Consider the following 21,121-nt stretch of genomic DNA (forward strand, 5'->3'; position numbering starts at 1 on the left):
AATTATTTGAAAATTAAGGTAATTAATAGATCTTTGGTTAGCGATTTAGCAAGATAAGGTTTTTTATCATATAGCATGAGGTGTCAGCACTCAGATAGCCTATCAACACAGACTAATCTGCTCTTGTTGATACCCTGTTTAAAATTTAAACATTAAAGTAAAACTCTTGGAGTGTATGGAATAGCCGCTTGATAAGGCATAGAAGGGACTTATGCATAAATCGTTATCTTTGGTTCTCATTGCTGTTATCGCAGGATGTGGTGCGAAACAACCCCCTCCCGAAACGGTCAGCATTGATAATTACACCGCAAATCGTATCACCAGTATTATAGAAGCTAAATTAGAAACAGCACCTTATAGCAATAAGGGTGATGCTATTGCGAATATATCTGCTGAGTTTTTAGGTACACCTTATGAGGCAAATGTACTCATTGGTTCGCTAACGCAACCTGAACAGTTAGTGGTCGATTTCCGTGGATTGGACTGTTTCACCTACCTGGATTATGTTGAAGCCTTGCGAAAATCAGGAAGCAAGGCGGAGTTTGTGCAGCAAGTTATCAGAACAAGATATGTTGATGCTGATGTCAGCTACTTGCACCGAAAACATTTCTTTACTGACTGGTCACAGCGATCCCCTTTAAACGCACAAGATGTTACTGCACAAATAAGCACTCATACCCACACTGTTCTCAAAAATCTGAACCAGAAAAAAGAGGGTGGCGAGTTTATCCCCGGGTTGAGTGCTATTGAGCGTAATATTGTTTATATTCCGGCTGAGTTTATTAATGATGCGGTCGTCGCGGAGTTAAAAAATGGGGATTATATCGGCATTTACACCCCTATTTTAGGCCTGGATGTCACCCATACAGGAATATTTATCAGGACAGCAAAAGGCGCGATGTTCCGTAATGCATCATCAATGAAAGGGAACAATAAAGTTGTCGACTCACCTTTCTTGGAATATGTGAAGAAAACCCCAGGTATTGTGGTACTTAGGGCATTGCCGGTCGGAGATAGTGATTTAGAACCAATGGGTTGAGTTCAGTATGGTGGTATCCGTTATTCCCCCGATTCAACGGGGAATAACGGGTATATTACTGATGGTTTACGGCCTGAATTGCGGATTAATCAGCAAGAATATTGCCGCTAATTGTTCACGATTCTGCAAGTTTATTTCGCTGCTGGCAGAATAACCCTGGTTGTGAATAATCATTTCACCTAAGCCAACCAGCCAATCATAAATATAAAATGCAGTATTATTGGTCGGGGTCAATGCCAATTTGGTTAATCGCTGTGATGCGCCCAACGGCGATACTGATTTAGGTGGTTGGGCAAAAATCTTATGTCCCCGATTAATACGGCTATCAGGGCGCTGGTTTTCCTCTATTTGTAAGAAACCAAGCCAGGCAACAAAATCGCCCAATACCGTCAACGCACGCGATACCTGACGATCGGCTTTGGTTTCACGGTGCAGACCAACTTGCTCACTGTCTGCCAGTATCGTGATTAACTGCCCGGCGATATCCAGTCGGATACTGGCGGTAATCAGTTCTGCAACCAGCAATTCAATCGTGGGTTTGGCAATACCGAGCAGTTCAATCAATGGGCCGTTATCGGGCAGTTGTCGCAGGTGATTTATCCAATAACGCTGCACACTTGCGGCATAGGCTGTTTCATAATCATGGCTTATCGCAGCTGTTATCGTGGTTTGAAATGCCGCGGATACAGGCCTATCACTGAATAAGTCGATATCGATACCGATACTAAAAGGTTCGCTATGGGTCGCTGGGGTGATCAATTCAGCCGCACGGTTTTGCTGTTGTAGATATAAGCCGCGTAACTCATCACGAGAGGGCAGCAGTCGCTCTAATAACTCGCCGTGTAAGCCGGTTCGCGTTTGTAAGGCTTTGAGTAAGGTTTCAGCAATACGTTGTTTCTGTTGCAATTCGCTGTTTGCTGGCTGATACCAGCCTGCAAGCAGGTTATCGGTCAATTCTCGTTGTAACTCATGAAGTTGTTCGGTTATCCGTTCTGTTTTGATATCACGACGGATCTCTTGGGTCAGATAAGTGACCATTCGTTCAACACCACGAGTGTCCAATGCCAGCATGGAGCCCCAGCTATCACCAGGATTACCCACATGACGTTGTACCGCTTCGTCATAATTTTTCGCACCAGCCAACTGTGGGTCTGCGGTAACTCGTTGATCAAAGGGTGTTAATACCCAGATTAATCCAGGATTGCGACGGGAACGCACCTGCACATTCTCCCCTTGAGTTTGCTTAACCCAATAATCCAGTGCCTTACCGACAGTTTTGACTTCTGAGCGTTTACCCGCCGCATTGCAGACTAATAGCAGGTTTATCTGTTGTTTATCCGTGTAGCGGTCAAGTAAATAGGCATTTTTAGCTTGAGATAGCAAAACGGCCTGCGGATAAGGAGGATGTTCAAGGTATTCTGGTGTATCGAATGGCTCAGTAAAATCAGGGAAATCTAGCAAGTCAATGGATTCAAATACATTTTTACGGGTAGAGGTGGTCAGCGGGATATGTAACTCGGCAGCTAAAAAAGTTAGCTCAGCAAGTGACAATGTCACTAAATCAGTCGTATTGTCATCAACTAAGGGCATAACTTGAATGTGGCTATCCGCGGGTGTGTTCAGAGAATAGAGTGTCGCAACATTCATAACGCCATTGGCGGGCAATAGGGTATCGTCCACTAATACGCTTAGTGGTGACAGTACTTGAGTCGCGCCGCCCAGATGTTGCAAAGTATAGGCGAAATGGCGGTAAGCATCGGTCAATGGATGTAATTCTGTCCACAGTAATGAGAACAAAAGGGCACGATCATCAATGCTCAGATAAGGAGCCAGTTCAATGGCCACCGGCCAGAAATGAGTTTCCAGTTTTCTCTGGCGCGGGGCGTCATGACGAACCAGATAATCCCACAGCCCAATGACATCATCACTGCTGATACCTGCATTGGCGATCGGTTGTCTACGCATAACGAGCTGTTGCAGATGGTCAGTAATATGCTGTTCATCCAGCGAATGCTCTCGTCCATCCTGATGACGGGGGTCTTGAGGGTTATCCAGTAGATAAGCACCCACAACTATTTTAGCAATATCCACTTCACTGAGAAGAGAAAGCCGTACCGGATGGCTTTCGTAATGACTAACGGCTTGCTGGCTAAAACGTGTTGCCAGCCCACAGGCCTGATAGCCCGGTTTTATTTGTTGCCAAAAGTCGAGGGTTTTCCCGCCAAGGGTGGTTTCCAAGCGGCCATTTTCATCCGCCGCCAGCGCTGAAATAAGGTGCTGTTTCCCGGCAGATGACTGACCAAAAAAGCCAATGCTCATGCCGGTTAAGGATGTTTCCGTTAGCTGACGTGCTTTATTGCGATGGCGACGCAGTTTGATGGTGAGAAGATCGGCTTCAATATCCAATCGAATGGCGTGTTGGCGCACATTGTCAATCCAATCAATTGTTTGATCAATACCTTGTGTGACCTGCTCAAGCTGGCTATTGAGCTGTTGGGTGATTAATGATTTCATTTTCTAAATACACTCCCACTATCAATCCAATAATGGGTTGATCCTGAACCGTTGCTGGCTAATGTGTTGAGCTTGAGGCGCAGATGATGGGATGGCACACGGCTCCCATCTTGCAATACGGCATCCGCTATCTCAAAGCGCTCCTGACCATCGTCATTCTGCTTGTCACCCTTTGCTAATCTCAGTCTGACATGCAATATGCTGTCACCCGCGACTTTGCGCGCCAGTTCCTGATCAACAATGGATAAGGTATAAAGCGGCGAGGCAGGCCAACGGTCATTATCGAGCTGGCGAAAGCCAAGGCACAACGACCCTCTAACCTGAAAATGAGCGTCGGATGGCAAGGCAAAATTGCTGCTATCCAGATCGATATCGCGATAGTAGACATTCTCTTCTGTCAGTGCGTCGCTGCTGTCTAACATCCCGAGGTAGCGTATGGTCGAATAAGGTTGGAAATCACCGGCTTTAAAGTAAAAACCGGCCAGCCGTAAATCCAGTGCCAGTAAACACAGCATTGCCCCCACTGCGGCAGTCGATTTTGGGTTATCGATGCGACCATGCTTGTTAAACGGATACCAATCGCTGGTGTGATATCCATCCAGCGAGAGAATCCGATTGTTGGGCAGCGGTTGCAGATGGCGAAATAGTGCCTGAATGCCGGGGAAGCGTGAAGGGCGGCCAGTCAATAACAGCACATCACAAGAATAGAGTGATACCACTTCAGACAGTGAACGCAGGTTTTGCGTAATACTCATTCGGTTAGATAAAAACTCACCGTGCAACTTGCTTAGCTTTAATACTAACGGAACCTGCAAAATATCAAACCCGCCAGCATCTGTTGGCAGTTCACGCTGAACTTCGCTGTTAATGTAATCAAGGACTTTCTGCGTCGGTAATTGGGGTAATAGCTCGCCAAAATTAGCGTCTATTTCTGCACTGGCATCCAGGGGATCAAAGTTTTCGTAGGCTTCCAGAATAGCCCGGCCTGCGGGCATAAATATCTGCAATGTGGCTTGCTGACGCAGGGCTGATTGCCCATCCATGCGGCCATCATTGCCGAATAATTTATCCAGCAAGGCATCAGTATTGGTGACGCCAGCTTTCTTAAGGCGAGCCTGGAGGGCAGGTAGAAGATAGAGCTGAATAACATCCAGCAAAATATCATCACCGGCCACTTTAAACCCTTCACGGAATAACAGGCGCGGGCTGATTTTGACATTATTGCCAATACCATCATCCAGCCAATATTGCGTAATCGCCAGGTCGGTGGTGCCACCGCCAATATCGATAGAGGCGATACGTAAGGTTTTCCCGACAACATCCCCAGCTTCCGGCTGTTTATCGGGTCGTGCCATACTGGCAAAAAAGGCGGCGGTACGGCCACCGAAATTAACTTGAGTTTCGTTATACAGATAAACCATCTGACCGCAGGTCGCTTCATCCCATTCCATCTGTACATCGGGTACTGGAACCTGGCTTTTGGCGCGGCCTTGCGTGGATGCGAAGTTATCATCTGCCGGATGCCAACCCATAGATTTCCAAACTAAGGCAATGGCTTCATTCATCCGGCGGCGGAATATCTCGCGCTCCGGTTTTGGCATGGCAGAAGGCAGCGTTAAGATAATGGCGCGTAATTGCCGTGGCGCATTGGCATGGGTCATTTTCAAACGTTGTGCCGCGCTGTTGATTTGCATCAGCGCTTGCGCCAATAGTTCCGACAACATAAATGTCATCAATGAACTACGGCTATAATGTGGTGAAAATACCGGGAGCCGTTCATCTACTGGCACCGTATAGAGCGGTTGGCCGTCATCATTGACCAGATTGGTCAGCGGCAACGCCGTCGCCAGCGGTTCATGTATCAGTGTGGTTTGGGTCTCGTTGAAGCGCCAGCCCGCAGTATAGGTCTCTTCATCCCACAGATAGCGGCGGGGGCTGGAAATGCCGGTAGACCCGTCGGTGCCCAAACGGTGCTGTGCCATACGGCTGGCTTCACGACCAACACGGGTAATCGCAGGCCAGATAAAGGCATCGTCACGACCACTTTCCACCGAAAAATTCTGTTTGCCGAACTTCGCTTGCGCAAATTCAATCCGGCTTTCAAACAGTTCGTTATACAGATAGTGTGGCTCGCTTAAATCACGAATTTGTAATTCGTAAGTCTGTTTCAGGCCATTACTTTCATCGGCATGGTCTTCCACCAAAATGCCGCAGGTATGCGAGTTGCCGACATCGAGGATCAAATCAACATTAACGGTAGGTTCTTGTAGGGTGCTGGTGTTGATTTTGATTTCTGGCACACCAATCTGGCTGCCAAGTAACTCCAGCAAATTAAGATAGTGCGCCTGATATTCGAATTCGCGCAGCGATACACTGATATGCCTTTCGGTGCGTTCTTCCTGTTCTGATGCCTGTTGAACAAAAACTTCCCGCAACCAACCGTCAACCCAGGTTAAATCAAGGAATTCTGCCAATTCTTCATTGTGGTAGGCCAGGGCGAAACTTAATCCAGTTTTGACATCATTTTCATTAGGTGCCAAATACTCATTAGCATCACCTTCAGGATAGACTTTGGTATCAAATGCCATGGTGACACGTAAAGTATTGCCATCTTGATCTGGCGAATCTAGCACTAAAATCTGTACTCTGGCCCAGTTATCAGGCCCATTAACGAAGGTGCGCGGCGGATTAAAACGCAAGAAGGGCAGCGGTAACCAAATCTTGTTCAGCAGTTTTAGCGATTGTTCCAATGGAATACTAAATTCAGGTTTAACAATCTCTGGGGCTGAGCCGGGTACCATTAGCGAATATTTACCATTATGTGGATGGTAATTCAGGCGTAATAGTGGGCCATTAGCGCTTTTGCGGACGAATTTATTTGGCAGCTCAGTCTCTAATTGGGGCTTTAAAGCGAAGTCCAGAAACTGAATGCCACTGTCCTGAATAAGCGTAATTTTCTGTTTTAAATCCGTGATCGTTGCCAGCATAATATTATTTAGTCTCACGCTTCATCGTCATTGGAAGGGTCGTATTGGCATCGTAACGGCCTTTGCAATCTGCAATCCCGCTCACGCCTTGTTTGCAGACGATCTCAGGCATTTGATATTTTGAACCATCACTGCACTGCGCCCTATAGCGGCTATTAATTACCAAATTGCCTGACTTCATTACACCAGCAGTGATATTTGCGCGGCAAGTCACGTTATCCCCGTGGGTGATTTTCACCGTACCTTTACCGTTTTTAATTTGATACTTCAGGCTGGGTGCTTTACCGGTTTGGGCGGCTTTAATATCCGGGCTGACACGCCAGTTGCCATTAAGGAATGTAGTCGATCCCACTTTGACGGCATCCGAAGGGAGTATCAGCGCACTTTTGCTCTCAACGGTGGTCGGCAATGCGACGGCGGTCGGTTCCGCGATAGCTGACGCAGGCACGACGGTGGCATTATTCAACGGCAGTTGTGATGCAATTGTGGGCTGGATAATTTGAGCAACAGGTGCAGTGGCTACCGGTGCTGACAGGGTTCTATCTTCAGTGGCTGATTTATCTTCAAGGACAGTGGGCTTAACATCCGGGGCGGCAGCGGCATTTTCCGGCATTCCACCACTGAATTGCACTATCAAGGCGATAATTAGCGCCAACACCGGTAACATCCAGCTAAATCGTAGCCAACGTGTTGGTTTTTTTACTGCTTTTGATGGCGGGGTGACCTCTGCGACAGGTTCTGGCAGGGGGGGCAGCAACGTAGTTTCGGCCTGAGGCGCTAACTCAATGACAGCAGCGGCAGGCGGCGTGGGCATTGGGGCCGCAATGGTAGCGATAATAGGTTCAATCGGCTCGTAAGCTTCGCTGGTCTGGCGCAGACAATCGAGTGGGTCAGTGCGTGTTTTTTTATCCGGGCTGACAAATCCCCAAAAGGTCAGTACTGGCTTGCCTGCCACTAAATAAACGTGATTTTGATCGGGGAATTGCATTGTTTTGGCCAACAGTACGCCAAATAACCGCTGTGCGGCGTTATCAGATTTTTGCGCCCGCTGACACAAGTCATTGGCACTTGCCAGACAGGCGGACAACTGCTTAACCGCTGCCTTGCGCTCAACACTGCTGGCTGCCAGCCATGAGGTCACTTTGCCTTCAATGGGGGCATACCAATCTATGCGGTCGCCGCGTTCATTAAGTTGAGGTATGGCCAGACAGTCAGCAATATGTTGCTGTTTTTTAAGGCGTAATGCCTCTCTTATCTGCCGTGCAGAGGCATAAACCGGTTGCCCGTTTTCGCCTAACGCCAGAATGTCGTCCAAACTACCACTGCGTAAAAATGATTTTGCCACGCAAAAGAGACCTTTATAGTGTTGCCCAAGGCAGAAAATAATGTGTTATCTGCGACAACCTATACTTTAGTGTTGGTGAAGGGGAATCAAACGACGGAATAAGTGGCAAAATGTCCTCTTGTTTTCAATGAATGGAGGTTTTTGGTGTAACGCGTGTTTGGATATTTGCTCTGTAACGGCAAAATGTTCATTACAGGGCACATTACGTCGATGGACAGTAAAACCGTGTTTTTTACTATGTTTCTGCGTCGGTTAATTGAGTAAGCTAAGCCCCGCCTTTACGCGTATTGAAAGGAGATATCTTGAATCAATCACAAAATACCATTCACCTATCAGCCAACGAAGCGATTGATAGGCTTGAGACGCTATACGAGTCAGCACTTGCGGCATTGCGTGATGCTATTAGCGCTTTTATTCGCGATGGCGCTCTGCCGGATGTTGGTGAAAGGGCTAAGGGCTTGTTCTCATATCCACAGCTCAGTGTCAGTTGGGACGGAAGATTCCGCGACCACCAGCGTACCCGTGCTTATGGGCGTTTCTCCCGGACCGGGCAATACAGTACCACTGTTACTCGGCCGACATTATTTCGGGACTATCTGACAGAGCAACTCACCTTGCTTGAAAGTGAGTACGGCGCGGTGTTTGAAGTGACACCGTCACAACAAGAAATGCCATATCCTTTTGTGATCGACGGTTCTGACCTCATTCTCGACCGGTCGATGACGGCGGGCCTTGCTCAGCACTTCCCAACCACGGATTTGGCAAAAATCGGTGATGGCATTACTGATGGTATTGATACTGCCACCGCTGATTTTCCCTTATCGCATTTCGATGCCTTGCGGACTGATTTTTCACTGGCGCGGCTAAAACATTACACGGGCACCCCCGCAGAACATATTCAGCCTTATATCCTGTTCACTAACTACAGCCGCTATGTCGATGAGTTTGTCAGTTGGGCTTGTGAGCAGATTCTCGACCCCGCCAGCCCTTATAAAGCCTTATCCTGTGCCGGTGGCAGCTACATAACGGCTGAAAATGCTGATCCTGAAAAGACCACCTCTGATCTGGCATGGAAAAAACATCAGATGCCGGCCTATCACTTAATTGCAGAAGGGGGTCATGGCATTACTTTGGTGAATATTGGCGTCGGCCCATCCAATGCCAAAACTATTTGTGATCATCTGGCGGTACTGCGGCCTCATGCATGGTTGATGATTGGGCACTGTGGTGGATTGCGTGAAAGCCAGGCCATCGGCGATTATGTGCTGGCTCATGCCTATCTGCGTGATGATCATGTGTTGGATGCGGTGTTGCCGCCAGATATCCCGATCCCAAGTATTGCTGAGGTACAGCGGGCATTGTATGACGCAACCAAAGCGGTGAGTGGCATGCCAGGTGTTGAAGTCAAACAGCGATTGCGCACCGGGACGGTAGTCACTTCTGATGACCGTAACTGGGAGCTGCGTTTTTCTGCGTCAGCACTGCGTTTTAGCTTAAGCCGCGCAGTTGCCGTCGATATGGAAAGTGCCACCATTGCAGCTCAAGGTTATCGCTTCCGGGTGCCTTATGGCACATTGCTCTGTGTTTCAGATAAACCGTTACATGGCGAAATCAAGTTGCCGGGGCAGGCGAACCATTTCTATGAAGGTGCTATTTCAGAGCATTTGCAGATTGGTATTCGGGCAATAGATTTATTGCGCGCGGAGGGTGATCAACTGCATTCACGCAAACTGCGTACCTTTAACGAGCCGCCGTTCCGCTAATCTCATCACGCCATAAACCGGCAAAGTATCAATCGATGTTTTGCCGGTTATGCTCGATGACCATCTTAATAAAATTGTCCCGCACCAAATCAGGAATAGCACTATTCCAGGCAATACCCACTTGCCAACTGAGGGTGTCACCGCTGAGCGCAATAATATTCATCGTCGGGGGCGCGATATGCACCACACTCTGCGGCAGTAATGCCACGCCGAGACCGGCAATCACCAGTGCGAGTATGGTTTGGATATCCTCAACTTCTTGCATCGCTGGCGCGTAGAGTTGATTTGACTGTAAGAACAGGTCAATTTGTGCATTTAGCCCGCGCCCACGCTCGCTATATAAACGCAGTAACGGCAGATGTTTTAACCATTCGTCGAGTGTTAGTGCCTTATCTTGCGGGGTTACCAGCACCAGGCGATCGTCAAATAAGGGATGATAATGTAACGGCGCCTTGGGCGGCACTCGAACAAATCCTATTTGCAGTTCACCGTGGGTTAATAATGCATATTGCTGTGCCGAGGGGATATCCTCCAACGTAATGGCAACGCCAGGAAACTGCTCTCTGAATTTGGCGACACAGTGCGGAGCTGTATAGAAAGTCGACAATCCAAAACCTATCGATATAAACCCTTCAATGCCCTTGGCCACTCTGGTGGCATGTTGTAGAAAAAAATCAGACTGATTAATCACTTTCTCCGCCTCTGCCAGCAACTGTTGGCCGCCAGGGGTCAGTAGCGCACCATGACGCCCGCGTGAGAACAGATGAAGATTTAGCATCGATTCCAATAAGTTAATCTGCTTGGACAGGGCCGGTTGCGTGATACAAAGCGCCTGTGCAGCTTCATTGTAATTGCCTTTCTGTGCCAGCATAACAAAGGCTTTTAGCAACTTAATATTCACTATTTCATTCCAATTGGTAATCGATAAAGGAAAATCATTCATTATAAAGTTATCAATACGGCTGCTGTAATGCCAATGATAAAAATCAGCGGTAGATGCCCCAGGAGGATAATGTGACTGAATCACCATTGATAACAGCAGCAACCGTGCAGTTCCAGCATCAGGCCAATAACAAACAATATAATCTGTTGGTTATTGAGAAGTTTATCGAGCAGGCAGCCCTGCAAAACATCAAAATATTAGCGTTTCCAGAGATGTGTATCACTGGATACTGGCATGTCCCTAAGTTGACTGCGGTGCAAGTCAATGCATTGGCGGAATCGATAGAAAACAGCCCATCAATCGCCTTGGTTCGTGCGTTAGCAGTTAAATATCAAATGCTTATTGCTGTGGGCCTGATTGAGCGGGCAGATGACGGGCGACTCTATAACGCCTATGTTGCTTGCATGCCTGATGGCACCTTGCACACTCATCGAAAATTGCATGCTTTTGAGCATCCAACCATTAGCAGCGGCGATTCTTACACCGTATTTGACACCCCTTGGGGGGTCAAAGTGGGCATCCTTATCTGCTGGGATAACAATTTGGTGGAGAATGTTCGCGCTACCACCTTACTGGGCGCGGATATATTATTGGCACCACACCAAACCGGTGGAACTCACTCCCGTAGCCCTTATGGCATGAAGCCCATTCCACTCGAACTGTGGCAACAACGTGTTGAACGAAAAGAAGAAATAACCGCGGCAATTCGTGGCACCAATGGCCGGGAATGGCTGATGCGCTGGTTACCAGCCCGGGCACATGACAATGGTTTATTTATTCTGTTCAGTAATGGTATTGGGGCCGATGATGATGAAGTGCGCACCGGTAATGCGATGATATTGGACCCGTATGGCCGCATCATCAATGAAACCTGGGAGGCCGCCGACATGATGGTGTGCGCTGAGCTGGATCTCTCCTTGATCCCACTCAGTACTGGACGGCGCTGGATCTATGGTCGTCGCCCAGAGTTATATACCATTTTGACTGAGCGGCAAGGTTATGAACGGGATGCTATTTCAGCACGTTTTTCCGCTGATGCTCCAGTCCTGAAAACAGATAGCTGACCGCCAATTTTACAGTCAATACCGGTAAGGCAGGGACTGAAAACACCTGCCTGTATTACCGGCGAATGCCGGTGCCAATGCTGATACTCGATACTCCGCCCGAACCCCCACTCACCCCGACATGACCGGTATTTGCACAGGCAATCAGCAATAGTGTAATCATCACCATGATTAACTTTTTCATTCGGTTTCCTTAGGTTCGCTAGCACGCTACGCGCGCAGAGACAGGAAGGGTAGCTTGCCTGTCTCGGATACTGCCCGATAAGTTATATCAAATAGTATATAGCTAAAGCGGGTTGTCTATGGTTTTCATCTGACAACTGAATAGGTCGCAGAGAGAGTCATATACAGCGTAAATGTATGGCAGTGCTAGCTGATTCAACCTGATTGGTAACAGTATCTGTTTAATAATCAGATCAACACTTTTGCCACACTCAATCAAGAGACTCGCCTATGCACTTTACTCAAGCCATTGCCAGACTGCCGGCGGCTACCTGTGGTAGCGGCCAGACCACGTCCCAATTGGGCGCCCCAGATATTGCTGTGACGGGTCACCAATTTTTGGCCTACGTGGATACCTTGCTCCGTCTTGGCCTGAAAGTGACTATTTTACCGGCAGCACCGGCATTCCCTGATGCGCACTTTGTTGAGGATACCGCCGTCGTCATGCCGGAACTGGCGGTGATAACCCACCCTGGGGCACCCAGCCGCCAAGGCGAAGTGGCGACTATCGAGCCGCTATTTACCGACCGCCCGGTTGTTCGAATGAGCGAGCAAGGCCATCTTGATGGGGGTGATGTGCTGTTGGTGGATAAACAATTTTTCATCGGCCTGACTTCACGCACTGATGAAGTAGGGATCAGCGAATTTACCGCCGCGGTCGCGCGCTATGGCTATCGGGTAACGCCAATAGCAGTGAGTGCGGGGTTACACCTGAAGTCGATTGTTAACTATGTTGGGCGTAACACCTTGTTGCTGACCGAGGATTATCAGCACCATCCTGCGTTTTCTCGGTTTAATACCCTTGTTATTCCTGAAGATGAGTCTTACGCCGGTAATACTTTGTGGATCAATGATACGTTGATTACCCCGCAAGGGTATCCTTACACGTTGGCGCAAATTGAAAAGCTGGGAATGCCAATTATTCAACTTGATACCAGTGAATTTAAAAAAATGGATGGCGGCTTGACCTGCCTCTCGCTTCGTTTCTAATCCTTGCGGTTTCTATTACTTGCCAACATTGGGATCTTAACCATGAAAAAGACATTAGCTGCAATATTGACCGGCCTGATACTTTCCGCGCCCGTGGCGGCTCAGACCATTGACACTATTAGCTTTGGTGTCGACGGGGGTTATCCACCTTTTGATGTTCTTTCTCCCAGTGGCGAGATCACCGGCTTTGATATCGATATCGCGAATGCCTTGTGTGAAAACCTGCATGCGAAGTGTGTATTCGTTAAACAACCGTTTGAAAGTATGATCGCGGCACTTAATGCCCGTAAGTTCGATGCAATTATTGCGTCGCTGACCATTACTGAAGAGCGCAAAAAAGAAGTGGATTTCACTGATCGCTACTATCGCAGTGCCGCACAATTGGTGGCGCGCAAAGGCAGCCCGCTGTTACCGGACACCGCCAGCTTGAAAGGCAAAACCGTGGGGGTGCAAACCGGCTCAATCCATGAGACCTATGCGAAAAAGCATTGGGGTGGGCAAGGGGTGAAAATCGTCTCTTATGCCAATCAGGACAATGTCTATCTGGATCTGCTGTCCGGGCGCATCAACGCCTCGCTACAAGATAACATTCAGGCTGCCAGTAGCTTTATTGATACCCCGCGTGGGCAGAAGTTTGCTTTTGCCGGGCCGGTTATCCAAGACGAAACTATCTCATCTGATGTGGGGATCGCCGTCGGTAAAGATAATCCAGCGTTACGCGATGCATTGAATGGGGCAATTAAGGCGATCCGTGCTGATGGTACTTATGACGCCATTCAGAAAAAATATTTCAGCTTCGATATTTACGGCAACTGAGTGCGCCACCATTTTTTGTGATGTAAACCCGCCGGGCCGATGACTGACGCGCCGGCACCGGTTTTTCAGCGACAGGGGCCAATAATGGTAGCCGAATATTTGCCTTTACTGGCACAGGGGGCGGGGTTGTCACTGTGCGTGATGCTGCTGTCACTCGCGGTGGCACTGGTACTTGGGTTGATCAATGCCGTTATCAAACTGTTTGGCCCGCGCTGGTTGCGCTGGATATCAACCGGATACACCACGCTGGTGCGAGGGATTCCTGAACTGGTGATTATGTTGCTGCTATTTTTCGGTGGCGAAATGCTGGTGAATGGGTTCCTCAGTTTATTGGGCGTGGGACCGGTTCGCTTCAACACGTTTATCTCTGGCGTGTTGGCCATTGGTATTGTATTCGGCGCTTACTACACTGAAACGTTCCGGGGCGCATTTCAAACCGTTGATCGTGGTCAGTTGGAGGCTGCAATAGCTTACGGTATGAGTCCTGCTCAGGTATTCCGGCGCATTATGTTGCCACAGATGCTCAGTTTTGCTATTCCGGGGATCAATAACAACTGGCTTGGTTTAATGAAAGCGTCAGCGTTGATATCCATTCTGGGGTTGGAAGATATGGTGTGGCTGGCTGAACAGGCAGGGCGTGCGACACAAAAACCGTTCTTGTTTTACTTCCTGGTGGCGATGATTTACATGGTCATCACCGCGCTTTCTAGTTGGGGATTCAGTCGGCTTTCACGGCGCTATGCGCTGTCAACCTCTAGTGCAGCGAGGCAAGGATGAATCTGCAAACCATGCTGGAGGCTGCACCGACATTTTTGTATAGCGACGGGTCGGATGTTACCGGGTTGGCCATGACCGCTAAGCTGTTTTTACTGTCCGTGGTGCCGGGTTTATTGTTGGCACTACTGATGGCAGTTGGGCAAGCTTTTGGCCCACGGCCGCTCTCTTGGTTCATCCGCAGCGTAACTTATTTTTTCCGTAGCACGCCGCTCTATCTGCAATTAATGCTGATCTACTACGGTTTGTCACAGTTTGACATCGTGCAGTTGGGTTGGCAGGACGACCAACCATTCTGGCTGCTGTTCCGCGATGCTACTTTTTGTGCCACGCTCGCGCTGGTGCTGAATACCAGTGCTTATGTGGCAGAATTATTGGCGGGAATGATGGTGACGTTTCCACGTCAGGAGTGGGTGGCTGGCGAAGCTTTTGGCATGAGTCAGTGGCAGATTATTCGCCGGTTGGTTCTGCCCGCAACATTGCGGCGCGGTATCCCAGCGCTGAATAACGAGATGGTATTCCTGCTACACGCCACCTCACTTGCCAGTACCGTAACGCTATTGGATATTACCGGCGTGGCGCGCTCGTTCTATGCGGCAACCTATTCACCGTTCATCCCGTTCCTGATGGCGGCGGCGCTCTATCTGTTATGCACTTTTATGCTGATTTACCTATTTTCACGTGCAGAACGGCGCTGGCTGGCTTTTGCCCGTCACGATTAAGTATCCGGTGCGGGCACTGCAGATTTAAGTGCGTTTGATGGTTTGTAATTCCGTCAGGGTGACAATTTTATCGACCCGGAATTTTTTACTGGTCAGCCAACTATCAGCCAGTAACCGGTAGTGTTCCATGTTACGACAGCCAATGCGCACCAGGAAGTCGAAGCTGCCACCGACCAACCAACAGTCCAGCACCTCCGGCGTTTTGCCTACTTCCTGTTCAAATGCCGCCTGCGAGTGCCCATGGTCGGCCAGTGCAATTTGTGCTTGTATAACAAAAGCATGTACAGGTTCCGGCAACTCAATAATAGCGCTGTAACCGCGGATAATACCGGCGCGTTCCAGTAGCCGCACGCGCTCCAGACAAGGGCGAGCGGTTAGGTTTACCTGTTCAGAGAGCTTTTGATAAGAGATGCGACCATCCTGGCTCAGTATTTCAAGGATTTTTTTGTCAATTCGGTCAAGCCGGGCTTTCTTTTCCACAGATAGGACGTCCAATGAAAATCAATAATCATAAGTTACCTGAACATGCCCTGGGTGGGCAGCGTCAATTAACCAGTTTCCATTTCGGCCAGCAAGGTTTTGGTGAGAAAATCTATCTACAAGCTGGCCTGCATGCTGATGAGCTGCCTGGCATGCTGGTATTACATTATCTTAAAAGATTACTGAGTCAGGCGGAACGGCGCGGTGAAATTCAGAGTGAAATAATTATTGTACCGCTTGCCAACCCGGTAGGTATTGCGCAAGTGCTCCTTAATAGTGGTATCGGTCGTTTTGACCTGGGCAGTGGCCGCAATTTCAACCGTGATTTTCCTGATCTGGCGCAAGGGGTACAAACGCGGCTAGCATCGCGGCCGCTCACTGATAGTGTTGGTATACAGCAACAAGTGCGAGTTGCCATGGTTGAGGCATTGCAGGATTTGCCTGCCAGCAGTGAAGTTGCAGCGCTGCGCCAACATTTGTTGCGACTGGCCTGTGATGCTGACCTGGTGCTGGATCTGCATTGTGATGATCACGCTATTTTGCACATGTATGCAGATCCTGCCTGGCGCGAACCGGCAGAGACACTGGCACGTTTTTTAGATATTGGTACCGTATTACTGTCACAAGACAGTGGTGGTGGATCCTTTGATGAGGCTTGCGGCTTGCCATGGCATCGGTTGGCGGCACATTATCCGGCGTTAAAGTTTGAACCGGGTTGCATGGCGGTGACGCTAGAATTACGGGGTCAACAGGATGTTAGCCACGCGTTGGCCAGTGCTGATGCCGAGCGTCTTTATCACTATTTGCAGTACCGTGGCGCAGTCAAAGGGCAACCTTTGGCTATTCCGCAGCGGGAAGTCACCCTGTTGCCATTTACCGCAGGTGAGATAGTGACGGCACCTGCCAGTGGTATTTTGCTGTTATTACGCCAGCCGGGTGAATGGGTTGGGAAAGATGAAGTGGTGGCTGAAATTATTGATCCGCTCACCGATACGGTAAAAGCGGTTCGTGCTCAGGCCGGCGGCATTATCTACGCCAGCCGGCGGGCACCTTTTGTCACCTTGGGGGCTGAAGTGATGAAAATTGCAGGCAAAACCCCCTACGCAGGTGGCGGGGGGCTAGCGTTGTGATGTTATAGCGCAGCACGATTAATGCTACACACTCAGTTCACGTAACAGGGGGAAAGCCTGTTGGGTCTGTTGTTCGCTGACGACGAACGCGCGTAATTGCTGTGAGTTATCAGTACCACGCGCCACTATCCCCTGCGCTGTCAGGCATATTTCCCAGTGGAGATCCTCGCGGTTGGTTTCGCCAGCGAAATAGAGCGGTAGATCAGGTGTTTTGACTTTAACTAACATCGGCGGCAGGGTGAGACACGCGGCTCCCCCTAGAATATTTTTTGCCAGTGTCATGGCTCCCACTAATATGGGCTGCAAAAATGGCAGTACTTTCCCCTCGACCTCGGCACAATCACCCACGGCAAAGATATCTGGATCAACCGTTTGCAACTGATTATTGACCTTAATACCACGCCCAATATCGAGACCTGCGGCAGCGGCGAGGGCAGTTTCCGGCTTTAAACCAATCGCAGCAATAACAGCATCAACGGTATACGTTTGACCCGCGCGAAGTTCTACTCGCAACCCGTTGGTGACTTTTGTCACACTGAGCAATTCATTATTAAATACCAAAGTAACACCACTCTGGCTGAGGCGTTGTTGTAAGCGGCTACTGATCTCCACCGGTATCACAGCGGCCAGCAAACTGTGTGCCTTATCCACCAACATCACCTGTTTACCGGAACGCTGTAGGTCCATCGCCAATTCCGTCCCGATTAATCCGCCGCCCAACACTAAAACACGCTGTGCCTTTTGCAACCTATCTTGGTGTTGCCGATATTCATTTTGGCTATTGAAGGTAACGATCATCTCGCTACCGGGCACGGCAGGGACTAGCGCTGCCGCCCCGGTAGCCAGCACCAATTTATGATAATTAAATGCCCGATCACCACAAAAAACGCGTTTAGTGTGCCGCTCAATGGCAGTGACCAACATCGCTGTATGTAAAGTAACATTATTTTCTGCTGCAAACTGCTCGGCCGACAGCCGTGTTAGATCGTCAGCGCTCTGCTGACGACTAAATACATGACTTAAATCAGGTTTATTATAGTCCACACCACTGTCAGCAGCGATCATGTGGATTGGCACTTGCGGGTCAAGTTTGCGGATATTTTTAACCACCTGGCGGGCGGCAAAACCTGAACCCACAATAATAATGTTATCTGTCATAACATGCTCCATTACAGTGGATCGAAAACAGATTTGCCCAAGCCACACTCTGGGCAGAGGAAGAAGTCGGGGACATTTTCCCAACAGGTTCCCGGCTTAACCTCTTGAAGAGGTTCACCCAGCGCCGGATCATATATCCACTGGCAGACACTGCATTGCATTGAAATACCAAGAGAAGGTTGTGAGGGGCTATTCTCACTGTGAGCCTTTTCTTGGGTGATGGCGTCAACCTCAGATGAGCGCAGGGTATCCAATGGGTGAAGTGCCCATTCACGGGCAATTTTACGCCCATGCTCACGACACTCTTCTAAAGCATCAGTATCAGGTCGCCATTTCATTTTTAAGGAGAGCGAGATATCAAACCCGGCATCCATCAGGCGAGTTTGAATGCGGTCAACCGCACCGCCAGTCCAGCCAAAGCTGCCAAATGCCGCAGCTTTTTTGTTACGGAAACGTAATCCAGCCAACTCTTCGAGCATCCCCGCGATTTTTGGCATCATGACGTTATTCATGGTGGAAGAACCCACCAAAACGCCTTTAGAACGGAAGACCTGGGTGAGGATTTCATTTTTGTCATGGCGGGCAATGTTGTAGATCTTCACCGCCACACCGGGGTCGGTATCGTGAATACCCTGAGCAATAGCATCGGCCATCATTCGGGTATTATTTGACATGGTGTCATAGAAAATGGTTATCCGGTCTTCCTGATAATCTGCCGCCCAAGCCAGATATTGCGTGACAATTTGGGTTGGATTATCGCGCCATACCACGCCATGGGAGGTGGCAATCATTGATACTGGCAGATTGAAACCAAGAATTTCATTGATTTTTGGTGTTACCAAGCGGCTGAAAGGGGTCAAAATGTTGGCATAATAGCGAGCGCATTGTTCATAAAGCTCGGTCTGATCGACCTCGTCATTAAACAGATGCTCATCACAGTAGTGCTGACCGAAAGCATCATTACTGAACAACACGGCATCACCCGTGATGTAAGTCATCATGCTGTCAGGCCAGTGCAGCATCGGCGTTTCAACAAAGATCAATTGCTTACCGTTGCCGATATCTAAGGTATCGCCGGTTTTAACGGTAATGAAATTCCATTCAGGATGATGATGATGTCCGTTAATTGAGTCGATAGCATTGGCGGTGCAATAAATCGGGGTGTTGGGGATACGCGCCATTAACTCGGTCAATGCACCGGCATGGTCTTCTTCTGCATGGTTGATAACAATATAGTCGAGCGTATTTAAGTCGATCTCTTGTGCTAAATTGGCAACAAAATCTCGATCAAATTTCTGATCAACAGTATCGATCAGAATGTTTTTTTCTTCGCAGATTAAATAGCTGTTGTAACTGGTCCCTTTCAGGGTTTTGTACTCAGTACCATGGAAATCACGCACTTCCCAATCACGTTGCCCAACCCATTTGATATTATTCTTAACTTGAATCGCCATGAACCGTTCCTCAACTAAAATAAATGATTTACCTCACCTTAGAAAGCAAATGGCGTGCCATGATTTATGGTATTGATTTTAATCAGATAAAAATTAAAGTTAGTCATTATGACATTGATGTGTCATTGTCATAATGACTAACACTATGTCGGAATGACAAAATATGAGTTTATCCATTCAGTCACTGGCCAAAATTGCCATTGAGCTACAGGGCGGCTTATCAGGGCAAGATCGTTTTCAGACGTTAGTCAGTAGCTTGCGGCAATTACTGCAATGCGATGCCTCGGCACTTTTACGTTATGAACATCAATTGTTCCGACCCTTGGCCATTGATGGTTTATCACCGGATGTGTTGGGGCGGCGTTTTTCGTTGTCATCCCATCCGCGCTTAGAGGCCATTGCCCGGGCAGGGAATGTGGTCCGTTTCCCGACTGACAGCCATCTGCCTGATCCCTATGACGGCCTGATCCCGGGCCATGATGAGCTAAAAGTCCATGCCTGTATTGGTCTGCCCTTGTTTGCTGATCAAACACTTATTGGTGCATTAACTTTCGACAGTATGAACCCGCTGCAATTTGATGGGTTCAGTGATGAAGAGCTTAAACTGATTGGCGTATTAGCGGCCTCGGCACTGAATAATGCACTTTTAGTCGATGTGTTGGAGAAGCAAGCGCTCCCTACGGTTAGTTCATTAAGCATCCAAAAACAAGCCACACCAAGCTCGGAAGACGAGATGATTGGCCTGTCACCGTTGATACTGCAACTAAAACATGAGATAGGGGTGGTAGCAGGTTCAGAACTGAATGTGCTAATCACCGGAGAGACGGGGGTCGGTAAAGAGTTGGTTGCTCAGGCAATTCATCATTTATCACCCAGAGCTGCGAAGGCATTAATCTATTTAAACTGTGCCGCCTTGCCCGAGAATGTGGCGGAGAGCGAATTATTTGGCCATGTGAAGGGGGCTTTCACCGGTGCAATACATGACCGAACCGGTAAGTTCGAAATTGCCGACAATGGCACACTATTTCTTGATGAGATAGGCGAGCTTTCTTTGGTACTTCAGGCCAAATTACTCCGTGTTATTCAGTACGGCGACTTACAGCGCGTCGGTGACGACAGTACCAAGCGGGTGAATGTGCGTATTATTGCTGCTACCAATTGTGATCTTAAACAAGCAGTTATCGAAGGGCACTTTCGCGTTGATCTGTTTCACCGTTTGAGTGTATTCCCGTTACATGTTCCACCGTTACGGGAACGGAAAGGGGACATTGTTCTGTTAGCGGGATTTTTTGTGGAGCGGATAAGAAAGAAACTGGGGCTTCAGCAGTTGGGCATCCCGGCCGCCACACTTACTCTGCTAGAGAATTACAGTTGGCCCGGAAACGTGCGTGAATTGGAACATGCTATTTATCGTGCTGCGGTATTAGCGCGCGCCTCACAACCGGCGACAGAATCTGCGCAACTGCATGCTGACTTATTTAATATTACAGTCACCACTATACCGGGTATTTCACCGAGATCAGTCAGTGAGGATCAAGGTACCGCGCCTGTAGACCTGCAAGCGGCGACCCGTGATTTTCAGCGGCAGGTTATCATGCAGGTTCTTCAGGAGCATGGGATGAATTGGTCGGCATCTGCTCGCGCGCTAAACCTTGACGCAGGCAACCTCCATCGTCTTGCCAAACGGCTCGGCATAAAACGATAGGAGGCCGCCGTCACC

17 protein-coding genes are annotated in these 21,121 nt (G+C 48.7%); 9 read left to right on the plus strand and 8 right to left on the minus strand.

The features are described 5' to 3' along the window. Window positions 1-211: 211 nt before the first annotated feature. On the plus strand, window positions 212-1,039 hold the full coding sequence (locus V2A85_RS05740; RefSeq protein ID WP_083158817.1) for a DUF1460 domain-containing protein: 828 nt from the start codon (window positions 212-214) through the stop codon (window positions 1,037-1,039). Window positions 1,040-1,105: 66 nt separating this feature from the next. Here V2A85_RS05740 and V2A85_RS05745 read toward each other — a convergent pair whose 3' ends face one another. The 3 genes from V2A85_RS05745 to V2A85_RS05755 are packed head-to-tail and all read right to left on the minus strand — an operon-like array spanning window position 1,106 to window position 7,885. After that, window positions 1,106-3,553, minus strand: coding sequence for a putative virulence factor (locus V2A85_RS05745; RefSeq protein WP_420071035.1), 2,448 nt, complete (start codon window positions 3,551-3,553; stop codon window positions 1,106-1,108). After that, on the minus strand, window positions 3,550-6,540 hold the full coding sequence (locus tag V2A85_RS05750) for a virulence factor SrfB (protein ID WP_372559905.1): 2,991 nt from the start codon (window positions 6,538-6,540) through the stop codon (window positions 3,550-3,552). Before V2A85_RS05750 ends, V2A85_RS05745 begins: the two co-directional genes overlap by 4 nt. Window positions 6,541-6,544: 4 nt before the next feature. Beyond that, window positions 6,545-7,885, minus strand: a complete 1,341-nt coding sequence (locus V2A85_RS05755; RefSeq protein WP_420071036.1) for an SrfA family protein — start codon at window positions 7,883-7,885, stop codon at window positions 6,545-6,547. 302 nt (window positions 7,886-8,187) lie between these two features. On the opposite strand from V2A85_RS05755, the gene V2A85_RS05760 reads away from it, so the two are divergent. Beyond that, the gene (locus V2A85_RS05760; RefSeq protein WP_372559047.1) at window positions 8,188-9,648 is read left to right on the plus strand and encodes an AMP nucleosidase; all 1,461 of its coding nucleotides are present in this window, start codon (window positions 8,188-8,190) and stop codon (window positions 9,646-9,648) included. A 28-nt stretch (window positions 9,649-9,676) separates the two neighbouring features. On the opposite strand, the gene V2A85_RS05765 is transcribed toward V2A85_RS05760, so the two are convergent. After that, entirely contained in the window at window positions 9,677-10,549 is an 873-nt protein-coding gene (locus V2A85_RS05765) for a LysR family transcriptional regulator (RefSeq protein WP_420071037.1), read from the minus strand. A 113-nt stretch (window positions 10,550-10,662) separates the two neighbouring features. On the opposite strand from V2A85_RS05765, the gene V2A85_RS05770 reads away from it, so the two are divergent. Continuing rightward, entirely contained in the window at window positions 10,663-11,655 is a 993-nt protein-coding gene (locus V2A85_RS05770; RefSeq protein ID WP_420071038.1) for a nitrilase family protein, read from the plus strand. 55 nt (window positions 11,656-11,710) lie between these two features. Here V2A85_RS05770 and V2A85_RS05775 read toward each other — a convergent pair whose 3' ends face one another. Beyond that, on the minus strand, window positions 11,711-11,839 hold the full coding sequence (locus V2A85_RS05775; protein ID WP_265331623.1) for a hypothetical protein: 129 nt from the start codon (window positions 11,837-11,839) through the stop codon (window positions 11,711-11,713). Between the two features lie 269 nt (window positions 11,840-12,108). Here V2A85_RS05775 and V2A85_RS05780 point away from each other — a divergent pair, with 269 nt between their 5' ends. The 4 genes from V2A85_RS05780 to V2A85_RS05795 all read left to right on the plus strand — a co-directional run bounded on the left by V2A85_RS05780 (window position 12,109) and on the right by V2A85_RS05795 (window position 15,179). Further along, the gene (locus V2A85_RS05780; protein WP_372559044.1) at window positions 12,109-12,867 is read left to right on the plus strand and encodes a dimethylarginine dimethylaminohydrolase family protein; all 759 of its coding nucleotides are present in this window, start codon (window positions 12,109-12,111) and stop codon (window positions 12,865-12,867) included. 42 nt (window positions 12,868-12,909) lie between these two features. Next, window positions 12,910-13,683 carry an ABC transporter substrate-binding protein gene (locus V2A85_RS05785; protein WP_083158824.1) on the plus strand — a complete coding sequence of 258 codons (774 nt, stop codon included), beginning with the start codon at window positions 12,910-12,912 and terminating at the stop codon, window positions 13,681-13,683. Between the two features lie 84 nt (window positions 13,684-13,767). After that, window positions 13,768-14,460: an ABC transporter permease gene (locus tag V2A85_RS05790; protein WP_372559043.1), complete on the plus strand. Its 693-nt coding sequence runs from the start codon at window positions 13,768-13,770 to the stop codon at window positions 14,458-14,460. Beyond that, a complete protein-coding gene (locus tag V2A85_RS05795) occupies window positions 14,457-15,179 on the plus strand; it encodes an ABC transporter permease (RefSeq protein WP_083158825.1) in 723 nt (240 codons plus the stop codon). The genes V2A85_RS05790 and V2A85_RS05795 overlap by 4 nt, the downstream gene beginning before the upstream one ends. A gap of 24 nt (window positions 15,180-15,203) precedes the next feature. On the opposite strand, the gene V2A85_RS05800 is transcribed toward V2A85_RS05795, so the two are convergent. Beyond that, window positions 15,204-15,659, minus strand: a complete 456-nt coding sequence (locus V2A85_RS05800) for an Lrp/AsnC family transcriptional regulator (protein ID WP_372559042.1) — start codon at window positions 15,657-15,659, stop codon at window positions 15,204-15,206. A 14-nt stretch (window positions 15,660-15,673) separates the two neighbouring features. Between V2A85_RS05800 and V2A85_RS05805 the strand changes: the two genes are divergently transcribed. Continuing rightward, complete coding sequence (locus V2A85_RS05805) at window positions 15,674-16,789, plus strand: succinylglutamate desuccinylase/aspartoacylase family protein (RefSeq protein ID WP_420071039.1); 1,116 nt, start codon at window positions 15,674-15,676, stop codon at window positions 16,787-16,789. A 24-nt stretch (window positions 16,790-16,813) separates the two neighbouring features. On the opposite strand, the gene norW is transcribed toward V2A85_RS05805, so the two are convergent. Then, window positions 16,814-17,947 carry an NADH:flavorubredoxin reductase NorW gene (norW, locus tag V2A85_RS05810; protein ID WP_372559040.1) on the minus strand — a complete coding sequence of 378 codons (1,134 nt, stop codon included), beginning with the start codon at window positions 17,945-17,947 and terminating at the stop codon, window positions 16,814-16,816. Window positions 17,948-17,958: 11 nt separating this feature from the next. After that, the gene (norV, locus tag V2A85_RS05815; protein ID WP_420071040.1) at window positions 17,959-19,401 is read right to left on the minus strand and encodes an anaerobic nitric oxide reductase flavorubredoxin; all 1,443 of its coding nucleotides are present in this window, start codon (window positions 19,399-19,401) and stop codon (window positions 17,959-17,961) included. Window positions 19,402-19,564: 163 nt separating this feature from the next. Here norV and norR point away from each other — a divergent pair, with 163 nt between their 5' ends. Further along, window positions 19,565-21,106: a nitric oxide reductase transcriptional regulator NorR gene (gene norR / locus V2A85_RS05820; RefSeq protein ID WP_420071041.1), complete on the plus strand. Its 1,542-nt coding sequence runs from the start codon at window positions 19,565-19,567 to the stop codon at window positions 21,104-21,106. Window positions 21,107-21,121: the final 15 nt, after the last annotated feature.

Origin of the sequence: Yersinia sp. 1252 StPb PI (genome assembly GCF_048593885.1) — a bacterium.
In the GTDB taxonomy this organism is placed as follows: Bacteria; Pseudomonadota; Gammaproteobacteria; order Enterobacterales; family Enterobacteriaceae; genus Yersinia; species Yersinia enterocolitica_E.